Annotated in this window: 10 protein-coding genes; 9 read left to right on the top strand and 1 reads right to left on the bottom strand. The window is 44.3% G+C overall.

What is annotated here, in order from left to right; translation table 11 throughout:
* Positions 1-77 precede the first annotated feature (77 nt).
* Positions 78-989: a LysR family transcriptional regulator gene (locus CXF83_RS04555; RefSeq protein WP_101092396.1), complete on the top strand. Its 912-nt coding sequence runs from the start codon at positions 78-80 to the stop codon at positions 987-989.
* A gap of 17 nt (positions 990-1,006) precedes the next feature.
* Here CXF83_RS04555 and blaOXA read toward each other — a convergent pair whose 3' ends face one another.
* Positions 1,007-1,843 (bottom strand): class D beta-lactamase, encoded by an 837-nt coding sequence (gene blaOXA, locus CXF83_RS04550; protein ID WP_101092398.1) that lies wholly within the window; start codon positions 1,841-1,843, stop codon positions 1,007-1,009.
* Positions 1,844-2,143: 300 nt separating this feature from the next.
* On the opposite strand from blaOXA, the gene CXF83_RS04545 reads away from it, so the two are divergent.
* From CXF83_RS04545 to CXF83_RS04510, 8 genes are all read left to right on the top strand, one after another.
* Positions 2,144-3,304 carry a hypothetical protein gene (locus CXF83_RS04545; RefSeq protein ID WP_101092399.1) on the top strand — a complete coding sequence of 387 codons (1,161 nt, stop codon included), beginning with the start codon at positions 2,144-2,146 and terminating at the stop codon, positions 3,302-3,304.
* An 84-nt stretch (positions 3,305-3,388) separates the two neighbouring features.
* Complete coding sequence (locus CXF83_RS04540) at positions 3,389-3,955, top strand: SprT family zinc-dependent metalloprotease (RefSeq protein WP_101092401.1); 567 nt, start codon at positions 3,389-3,391, stop codon at positions 3,953-3,955.
* Between the two features lie 108 nt (positions 3,956-4,063).
* A complete protein-coding gene (locus tag CXF83_RS04535) occupies positions 4,064-4,807 on the top strand; it encodes an endonuclease (RefSeq protein ID WP_101092476.1) in 744 nt (247 codons plus the stop codon).
* Between the two features lie 14 nt (positions 4,808-4,821).
* Complete coding sequence (rsmE, locus tag CXF83_RS04530) at positions 4,822-5,553, top strand: 16S rRNA (uracil(1498)-N(3))-methyltransferase (RefSeq protein WP_101092403.1); 732 nt, start codon at positions 4,822-4,824, stop codon at positions 5,551-5,553.
* A 119-nt stretch (positions 5,554-5,672) separates the two neighbouring features.
* A complete protein-coding gene (gene gshB, locus CXF83_RS04525) occupies positions 5,673-6,620 on the top strand; it encodes a glutathione synthase (protein ID WP_101092404.1) in 948 nt (315 codons plus the stop codon).
* 18 nt (positions 6,621-6,638) lie between these two features.
* Positions 6,639-7,943 carry an alkaline phosphatase gene (locus CXF83_RS04520; protein ID WP_101092406.1) on the top strand — a complete coding sequence of 435 codons (1,305 nt, stop codon included), beginning with the start codon at positions 6,639-6,641 and terminating at the stop codon, positions 7,941-7,943.
* Between the two features lie 142 nt (positions 7,944-8,085).
* Positions 8,086-9,114 carry a methyltransferase gene (locus CXF83_RS04515; RefSeq protein WP_101092408.1) on the top strand — a complete coding sequence of 343 codons (1,029 nt, stop codon included), beginning with the start codon at positions 8,086-8,088 and terminating at the stop codon, positions 9,112-9,114.
* A 182-nt stretch (positions 9,115-9,296) separates the two neighbouring features.
* Positions 9,297-10,967: a DUF342 domain-containing protein gene (locus CXF83_RS04510; RefSeq protein WP_101092409.1), complete on the top strand. Its 1,671-nt coding sequence runs from the start codon at positions 9,297-9,299 to the stop codon at positions 10,965-10,967.
* Positions 10,968-11,072 lie beyond the last annotated feature (105 nt).

Raw genomic sequence — 11,072 nt, 5'->3', positions numbered from 1 at the left:
TATAACTTTGTTATCAGGTCAAATGCTATTAAACTGCACTAGACGCTTTGTTCCATTTTTGAGACAGTGAAGATAACATGCCAGATTTAAACGGTATGATGCTGTTTGCAGCGGTAGTTAGAGCTAAAGGGTTCTCTCAAGCCGCCCGCGAAATAGGCATGCCAAAATCAACCATTAGTCGTAAGGTTGCCCAGCTTGAAGAGCAGCTAGGGGTTCGGCTTTTACAGCGAGATACCCGCAATTTGAGCTTAACTCAAGTTGGCGCGCTTTTTTATCAGCATTGCACCAGTATAAGCGATGAAATAGAAGCTGCCAAAGCGACTGTCGAAAACACTCACAATGATGTTTCGGGATCGTTGCGCGTTGCTATTCCTGTGTCTTTCAGCCAAGAACTCATTGCGACATTATGCAGCGGTTTTATGCGACTCTATCCTAACGTAGAGCTTGACGTGCAATTTACTGATAACGATATTGGTTTAGTGGGTGAAGGCTACGATATCGCGATTAAATATGGTCCATTACAATCGTCCGATTTAGTCGCCAGACTGTTATTTGAACGCCAACCCATATTGGTGGCAAGCCCTAACTATTTAAAAATTCACGGTACTCCAGCTAACCCGCAAGAGTTAGCCGCTCATAGTGGCATATTACTAGGGACCTCTCGCTCAGCCCCAATTTGGCCACTGGGTAAAGGCGCCAGAAAAACCATGGTCAACTTTAAGCGTAAGGTCAGGGTTAATAGTGCAGTGATGGTTAAGCAGTTAGTCATGGATGACTTTGGTATCGCAATGCTCTCCAATTCCGTCTGTAAAAACGAATTAGCCAGCGGCTCACTGGTCCCTATTTTACAAGAGTGGCCAATGGAAGCCTTTAAAGTGTATGGCGTCTATTCCAGTCGTCGTCAGCTGGCGACCAATATCAGCGTTTTTCTAGATTTTTTCCATAAACGTTTTACCAGCCAAGAGTCATTACAATCTTTGATGGTCTAGCTTTAGTTTAAATTGATTTAGATGACCTGCTCAAATTGCAGGATCTGTTTCACTAGCTTTTGCCTAAGGTGAGCTTGTTGTATGTTGGCAAGATCTAGATTTAGCGCAAAGAAGACTGTGCTTTCACCTTTCTCTACCCAACCCACCCACCAGCCAATATCCGTTGCGCCATTGTTCGCATAACCTGTCTTGGCATAGATGGCATAACTGTCAGCGGATTCTGTTAGCATCACTTGCTTCATTATCGATTGCGAACGCACACTTAAGGGCAACGTATTGCCATGCAAACGCTGCAGAAACTGAATTTGTTCAATAGCACTAATTCGAAGCGAGCCCTCTAACCAAAACCTATCAAGCCCTCCGCCTATCAATTCATTACCATAGTTTAAGCTAGCTAACATATTGGACATTCGCTGCTTACCGATATCACGAGCAATCTGCTGAAATATTGGCACCACTGAGTATTGAAATGCACTAGAGAAGCTATGGTCTTGATTCCATGAATTAAACGAACGCGGTTGCTTATCCCAACGGTATTGATCCTCGGCATCGGTAACCACACCCAATTCTAGCGCGATCAAGCCGTTAGCTATTTTGAAGGTAGACGCAGGAATAAAGCCTGTTTGTGCCCTTAACAAATTATTGGTTAATAACTGCCGTTTTTCAGCGTTAAATAACACCAATACGCCGTTAACATCACTGCCACTGAATATAGGATCCCAATTAGCAGTATACTCAGGCTCTGCCACAACCGAACCTAACAATACTTCGTTAGAGATCTCATCATTAGCATCAACAATTAACGCTATTGCCGCTAATACAATCAGTAAACCTAACAAAAATATCCTAGCCATTTATTCTGTCCTTTGCCTGTTTTAAGTCATTACTTGGGCCGTTCATTAGCATTATCATTGCGGCGTCATCATGTTTTTTATCATAGCGGTTTTACGCTTGAACTTTATGGCGATAACAGGATAAATAGTGGCCAAAAAGTGGCAATATTAACGATGTTTAAATCATCATTTCCTCACCGCTTTCAATGTAACTCTCGCTAAGGCATACTAAAAACCGTAATTTAATAGCCACTGAATGTTGTTTTTTTAACGTTAACTCGCCCGTGACTCAGGCAGCTTATAATAAGAAAGGATATCGCAATGAGAACACCTAGCATGGCGTTAATGGCGACTACGCTATTAATCGGTCTAAGCTCAACTTCCGCCTATGCAAAAGTCGATGTTGAAGAAGCTCGACTCCCCGCAGCAACGGCAGCCATGCCAGAAGTGGTTAACCGTTATCAAGCTTTCGTGACTAATCTGTCTGAAAAATATGTCCAACACTCTGATGAGCTAAAGATCACCCAAATGGTGGCGCATCAAGGGTTACGCTTATGGCAGCAAGCCGTTAGAGATGTGCAATCAGGTCATTTAGACGATCGCTCTCTTTATTGGAACCGTCTCGCCATGCGTGACCTATTAAAGACTCAAGACCCCGATTTTAAAATGGCAACTTGGCAACGAGATATTCTTATCAAGGCTGTCGAAAAATCCTCTCGTGGCTTAAGTGATATTCAGTTTAAAGATGATGCCGAGATTAAAATATTGCTCACAGGCTTCGATCCTTTTTTCCTCGACCGTCATATCGATCAGAGCAATCCGTCAGGGCTGGTCGCTTTAGCACTTGATGGCTATCGCTTTAGCGTGAATGGCAAACAAGCCCAAATAGAAACGGTTATGATCCCAGTGCGATTTGCCGACTTTGACGAAGGATTAATTGAATCCATATTAACCCCCATTTATCGTGACAACAGTGTTGATATGATTTTTACCGTCAGCATGGGCCGCGATGAATTTGATATTGAACGTTTTCCTGGCCTCAATCGCAGCGCAGCAGCTCCCGATAATCTCAACGTACTGACAGGCGCAGACAAACAAGCCCCTATGGCACCGCTGTTTAATGGTGGCACACTCAATGGGCCTGAGTTTGTTGAATTTTCATTACCTATAGCAGCGATGCAAACGGTTACTGGCCCATGGAAAGTTAACGACAACCACACTGTTTCCACTCTAGCAAAAGGCCAGTTTCAGGCGAAGTCGCTAGCTGAGCTGCAAAGTGCAACCTCAGTGGAGGGCTCTGGCGGTGGTTATCTATCAAATGAGATATCTTACCGCGCCATATTGCTACAAAAGCAGTTCAAAAGTGTTATTCCAGTCGGTCATATTCACACCCCTCGCATAGCCGCTTATGACGTTAAAATCGAGCATGATATTGTTGAGCAAGTCACCGCCATGGTAGAGGCCGCGGCGACAACGCTATAACCTTTTCTGGTGTGGCACTATGCACTCAGGTAACATTGATGGGCTCGCCCTTTGCGAGCTCATCAACCGTGAGTTACCGATTCAATGTTCAAAACGCTTAACCCTTTTAAGTCCAAGCGGATATTAGCCGCAAAACCTGCCAACCATCCGGCAGTGCCTTTTGCCGATCCACTGCAACAGTGTATCGCCACCCAAGTGGAACATTGTTATCAGGTTGCAGAAGCAACATTAGGGCAGGTATTCCCACGCCCTGAGATCAACTTTAAACTGCGCGGAAAAAGTGCGGGCACCGCTCATTTACAACTTAATAAGCTACGTTTTAATCCACAGCTCCTACAAGATAACCAACAAGCTTTTATCGACGATGTTGTACCACATGAGATCTGTCACCTACTAAGCTTCCAACTTTATGGCAGAGTAAAACCTCACGGGGTGCAATGGCAGCATTTAATGCTCAAGCTTTATAGTCGCCAACCTCGCACTACACACAGTTTTAATACACAGTCTGTTGAGGGTAAAACCTTCGAATACTTGTGTGGTTGCGGCAGCGTCAATCTCAGCATTCGCCGTCACAACAAAGTACTACGTGGTGATACTCAATACCGTTGCCGTAAATGTGGCCAAAACCTGCGTGATGCCATTAAAAATTAAGCCCATCAGCCACTAACAACATTGCCCCGAATTCACAGCTCCCTTACAATCTGCCCAAACGAGCATCAGTTTCGTTACTGGGATTAATTTTAGGGATTACGTTTGAAAATATCGATATTCAAAGTGCTCATACTAGCGCTTAGTCTTATATGGCTCGCGCCGCTACCGAGCTTTGCCTTAGCAAAACACCCCACCAGTTTTAGCCAAGCTAAAAGGCTCGCTAAAAAGCTCTATGTAGAGTCGTTACCCATTACCAGTTTCTATTGTGGTTGTGACATTAAAATTAACGGCAAAAAATGGCAAACTGATTTTAACCGCTGTGGTTATCAAGTGCGCAAGCAGCAAAAAAGAGCCGCTAGAATAGAGTGGGAACATGTTGTTCCCGCTTGGGAGTTTGGCCATCAACGTCAATGCTGGCAACAAGGTGGACGAAAAAACTGCGGCAAGAACGATAAACTGTTTAAAAAGATGGAATCCGACCTACATAACCTTGTGCCAGCAGTGGGTGAAGTTAACGGTGATCGCAGTAACTATCGATTTAGTCAGTGGAATGCTCAGCCTGTGCAATATGGTCAATGCAGAATGAGCGTTGATTTTAAAGCGCGTAAAGTCGAGCCACCGAGCTACACCCGGGGCAAAATAGCGCGAACTTATCTTTACATGCAAAGCGCATATTCTTTGAAAATATCCCGTAGCCAATTAAAGTTATTTAAAGCATGGGATAAAAGCTATCCAGTTGATACTATTGAGTGCAAGCGAGATCAAGAAATTGCAAAGGTACAAGGTAATCACAACAACTTTGTGCAAGCTCATTGTAAACAGTTAATCTCAGCAACAAACATCGCAGAATAAGGCTAAACCGTACCATGAGAGTTCCAAGAATTTACCAAGCGTCTTCACTGGCAATTGAGCAAACGGTATCACTTCACGAAGAAGCTGCTGGGCATGTTGGCCGCGTACTTAGAATGGCTGCGGGTGAGCAAGTCTGTTTATTCAACGGTGATGGCCATAATTATTTGGCTGAAATCGTTAGCGCCAGTAAGAAAAATGTCGCTGTGAAGGTCTTATCTTGTGAAAGCAATGACAGTGAATCGCCACTTCATCTGCATTTAGGTCAGGTGATTTCTCGCGGTGATAGAATGGATTTTACCATTCAGAAATCGGTCGAACTTGGTGTGAATACTATTACCCCGTTATTCTCAGAACGCTGTGGGGTGAAGCTGAGCGGCGAACGTTTAGAAAAGAAGATCCAGCAATGGCAAAAGATTGTGGTTAGCGCATGCGAGCAATCTGGTCGAAGTGTCATCCCAGAGGTTCGCCCAGCCATGCAGCTCATCGACTGGTGTGCAGAAGAGACAAGGTCGCTGAAACTGAATCTACACCCTAGAGCATCTCATGGTGTTAACGGTTTAAGCCTGCCCAACAATAAAGTCAGGCTGGTTATTGGTCCTGAAGGCGGCTTATCTGCAACTGAAATTAGCATGACGGAAACACACAAGTTTACCGATGTCCTGCTTGGACCAAGAGTGTTACGCACCGAAACCGCAGCACTCACGACAATAAGTGCCTTACAGCTAAAATTTGGTGATATTGGTTAATATTAACTGTCGCAATATCTCAATCAACACTGCCTATGTTTAATGGCGTTTGACTATAAAAATACTGGTCAGGCTTCATGTTAACAGCAAAAACGAATACAGAATAAGGAACACGCTCCATGATAAAACTCGGTATCGTGATGGATCCCATCAGCGAAATAAACATCAAGAAAGATTCAAGCTTTGCCATGTTAATGGCAGCGCAGTCCCGTGGTTATCAGCTGTTTTACATGGAGATGAACGACTTAGCCATGGTGAATGGTCAAGCAATGGCAACCATGCGTGCACTCACGGTAAAAGAAGACCCACAGGACTTCTACCAATTAGAAGATGCAATTGATACACCGCTGGCCGATCTCGACGTTATTTTAATGCGTAAGGATCCGCCGTTTGATACTGAGTTTATTTATGCGACTTATATGCTTGAGCGCGCTGAAGAGCAAGGTGTACTTATCGTCAATAAGCCGCAAAGTTTACGCGATGCAAATGAGAAACTATTTACCGCTTGGTTCTCTGAGTTTACTCCTGAAACCATCGTCACCCGTGATGAGCAGCGCATTCGTGCTTTCCATAAAGAGAAAGGCGACATCATTCTTAAACCGCTCGACGGCATGGGTGGCAGCTCTATTTTCAGAGTTAAAAAGGATGATCCAAACTTAGGTGTCATTATCGAAACCCTGACCCACGAAGGTCAACAATATGCAATGGTACAAGCATTCATTCCAGACATTACCGCCGGTGACAAACGCATTTTGGTGGTAGATGGTGAGCCAGTGCCTTACTCATTAGCGCGCATTCCACAAAAAGGCGAAACCCGTGGAAATTTAGCTGCTGGCGGTCGCGGCGTCGCACAGCCCCTATCTGAATCTGATTGGCATATTGCGCGCACGATTGGCCCTGAACTCAAAAAGCGTGGCCTTATCTTTGTGGGGCTCGACGTTATCGGCGATAAGTTGACAGAGATAAATGTCACCAGCCCAACCTGTATTAAAGAGATTGAAGCAGCTTTTGATGTCGATATCACTGGCATGTTGATGGATTCGATTGAAGCTAGAATCAACAAATAATCAGTTCAAGGACTCGGTATGACTTTTAGAAACACCTTTACTTGGGTCCTTAGTGCCCTTGCCGTTTTGCCACTGTATGCGACCGCGAATATCGATATTCATCAGGCGCCATCGCGCCCTAAAAACATGATTATTATGGTCGGCGACGGCATGGGCCCTGCTTATACAAGCGCCTATCGTTATTTTCAGGACAACCCTGATACCGAAGAGATTGAGCAGACTGTGTTTGATCGCTTACTTGTGGGTATGGCGTCAACTTACCCCGCCAGAGAGAGCGGCTATGTCACCGACTCAGCGGCATCTGCAACTGCACTTGCCACTGGCTTTAAAAGCTACAATGGCGCAATTGCTGTCGACATCAATAAACGCCCCTTAACCACCATCATGCAGATGGCTAAAGCGCGCGGTATGTCTACCGGCGTAGCAGTAACAGCTCAAGTGAACCATGCAACTCCCGCCGCCTTTTTAGCGCATAACGAAAGCCGTAAAAATTATGAAGCCATCGCGGCGGATATGCTTAAATCTGATGCTGACGTGATCTTAGGCGGTGGACAAAAGTACTTCTCTGAAGCTCTTTTAAGCCAGTTCAGTGCTAAAGGTTATCAACACATTACTGAATTAGCGCAGCTCGACAGCATTACTCAGCCTAAAGTACTCGGGCTCTTTGCTGAAGTGCAACTGCCTTGGGTGATTGATGATACTGATGCCAATACCTTGAGCAAGCTAACGCAAAAATCATTGGATCTGCTTTCTCAAAATGAAAAAGGATTTGTGTTACTGGTTGAGGGTAGCTTGATAGACTGGGCTGGACACAACAATGATATCGCCACCGCGATGGCTGAAATGCAAGGTTTCGCCAATGCCATTGAAGTGGTCGAGCAGTATATTCGTCAACACCCAGATACGTTATTAGTGGTCACCGCAGATCATAATACTGGCGGCTTATCTATTGGCGCGAACGGCGAATATCAATGGGACACCAAGCTGCTAAAAGGCATCAGTGCGAGCCCTGCTAGCATTGCCACGCACGCTATTGCCGCTGACGATTGGCAAGCTGGTGTAAACCAACAGCTTGGATTCGACGTCAATAGCACTGAGTTACAGCAACTAACAAATGCTCGTATGCAGGGAAAAAGTACATTAGAAGTCGCCCTTAAAAAAATCATTGATACTCGCAGTTACACCGGTTGGACAACGAGCGGTCATACAGGTGTTGACGTCCAAGTCTTTGCGATGGGTCCTGCTGCAGATCTATTCAAAGGCAATCAAGACAATACCCACATTGCTGAAAAAATGATGAGCTTATTGCCAAAAATCAACTGATTTCCGTCAATATACTCAGGTTGTCGATGTACTTAAGCCACCTCTCAAAGTTTGATGGGTGGCTTTTTATTGGCGAGTTAAAGTGCATATTTAGGTGGTTTGGGTATAATTACACTCACTTGTTACCAGACCTTGAAAACTCATGCTAACCAATGCTTCGCAAGCCCTTCTTAGAAATAGTCATTTAGTTAACGGCCACTCTGTTTTAGTACTCAATTATGAAGGCGATACTCTACCTAAAGCATTATTAGACAGTGCCTCAAGCGTGAGCGCTTTAGCCTTAGATTTCCATCACCACCTTATAATGCAGCCCCACGCAGCAACTAATCTACAGCTGTATTTTGGCCACAAACTCCCTAACCAAGAACGCTTTGATAGCGTTATTGTGTATTTCCCTAAAGCTAAAGCATTAGCACCTTACTTATTTAACCTTGCAGCCAAGCATCTTAAACTACAAGGGCAATTGATTGTGGTTGGCGAGAATAAAGGTGGAATAAAGTCACTGCCTAAGCTACTGCCAGACTACTTCGACAAAGCCTTTAAAGCGGATAACGCTCGCCACTGTATTGTATTTACCAGTGAACTCGATCGCGAAGCGCCAGAAATAAAAATACAAGACTGGTGCAGCAAGTACCCAGTGCAAACACCTCAAGGTGAAATTACTATTTGCAATATGGTCGGTGTATTTAGTGAGAAAAAACTCGATGAAGGCACTAAGTTATTACTCGATAATTTACCTAATATGCGCGGAACCGTACTTGATTTTGGTTGCGGTGCAGGCGTCATTGCCGCGGCATTATTAACCGCCCAACCAAAACTAAAACTTGAATGTGTCGATATCAATGCGATGGCGTTGCTATCTTGCGAGCTCACCCTGCAGGCCAACGGGCTTGAAGCTGAAGTATTTGCATCTGACGGTATGGCACAAACCACCAAGAGCTACGACGGCATTATCTCCAATCCTCCCTTTCATGACGGCTTAAACCGTCTCACCACTATTGCCATCGATTTTGTAAAAGCCAGTGCTGAAAATTTAGCGAAAGGTGGCATGTTCCATATTGTCGCTAATCGACACCTCCCTTACTCAGACTGTATTGCTGAAAAATTTGGTAGCGTTAACGTCGGAGCTGAAAATAGCCGGTACAAAATTTACTCCAACTTGAAACGCTAAAATAAAATATAAAAGTATGGTATAAATATTTAACTCGTTGAATATTTATACCAATATCATTGTTACCTCTTAGCTGTGAGTTTAGTCTCAGGTTATATGCCTTATACTTTCATGGCTGTGTGTTATGTGGTTATACTCGACCCCAATCTCTTTATAATAATGAATAAATGATAGGGATCTTCATGCTGCACCCAGAGCTCATAGAATTAAGCACAGACGGCGAAAAAGCCGAGTTAAAGTTGATCCCTAACACCCATGGTCCTATTACTGAAATGGACTTGATGGGACTGCTAGCGCTCCCTGGTTTTTCCAATCTATTACCGCTAAAAGAAATCATCAGCAAAGCCGTTATTCAAGTAAATCAACTTTGTAGCCAAGATGATGGTCAACATGAGCTATTTTTTGCCATTGCACAGCGCCGAGATGCCAGCATTAGTTTTGAGCTCTCAGAAGACAAAATGCAAGCATCAATGACCTTAACCGCAGCCTACGGCGGTCAAGACGTCACCCTCAAAGATATTTTACAAAACTTAAAGTTACAGCAAATAAAGCTCGGCCTTAGCAAGCCAAAAATCGATCTCTCATTAACGCAATTCTCATCACTACAACCGGGGGAGCAATGTAGCAATATCATTGCCCAAGGTCGCACTGCTGTACAAGGACAGTCAGCTCGTTTAGAGCGAAAAGTACTACTCGCCCGAGAACGCCTATTGCAACCCCAAGAGAATAGCGACGGCAGTGTCGATATGCGTAATCTGGGGGCTGTGATCACGGTAAAACCAGGCAATGCACTTATATTGAAACACCCTGCGACAGCAGGCGTCGATGGTTACAATGTTTGTGGTAATAAGCTGCTTGCCAAACCGGGCAAAGATCTCAAACTCGTTGCAGGCAATGGCACCAAATTTTGCGATAACAATGCCAACTTATTAATCGCTGCAGTCGCAGGACAACCCGTGGAAAACAAACTGGGGATGCAGGTTGATGATGTATTACAGATAAAAGATGTTAATGTCGGCTACGGACATGTCGACTTTAAAGGCAGCGTATTGATTACTGGCGACGTTGGTGAGGGCATGCTGGTAAAGAGTTCAGGCGATATCACCGTGATGGGATTTGTCGACTCAGCAACCCTTATTGCCCAAGGTGATATTACCGTCAGCAAAGGCGTTATAGGCCGGCAATTAAAAGAGGGCGAACTATCCACGACCCTAAAAGCACAAGGTCAGATCAGCGCTCAGTTTGTGCAATATTCAACGCTTGAAGCTATAGGCAATATCTTAGTCACTAAGCAATTGCTTCATAGCCATGCTAAAACTAAACAACAGCTGACGGTCTGCGATAGTACCGGCCGTCGTGGCGATTTAGTTGGCGGAAAAGTTGAGGTTGATAAAGGCTTAAAGGTGGTCGCTATTGGTGCTACCGCGGGGACTAAGACAGAAATATTCTGTGCTATGAATATCAGTGAGTTCAAGCAAGATTTAGTACAACTTAAAGACAGCATTAGCTCTATGATGGTGGCCATTTCAAACATTGAAGGGCAACTCGGCAATCTGCCACCCAAAGCTCAGTGGCAAGACGATGAAATGATGGTAGAACAAGTCAAAGTGATGCTTGAGGAAAAACGTCGAATTGCCAGTACTAAACTGCAAGAGCAACTCGAATATGAAGCCATTCAGCAAGAGATAACGGGTTACTATAAAAACTATAGAGTTGACGCTTTAAAGCATGTTTTTGCTAATATTGAAATCCATATTGGCGGAGCATTTAACCGCACTCAACGAGAGCATGGTCCTTGCAGCATCACCAATGACAATCAAGAGATTAACTTCGACTACAGTCTTAAAAAGTAACTCACTACAGAGTAAAACTAGGATCCGTTATCTTATATACCTAAACGACCTCAGGATTGAGCATGTCAAGAATTGACGAAATTCAAGGCCGTTAATCTCAGCTCT

It is taken from the genome of Shewanella sp. Choline-02u-19 (assembly GCF_002836205.1).
GTDB lineage: Bacteria > Pseudomonadota > Gammaproteobacteria > Enterobacterales > Shewanellaceae > Shewanella.
Note: the sequence above shows the minus strand (reverse complement) of the source record. Positions and strands in the feature narration are given on the sequence as shown.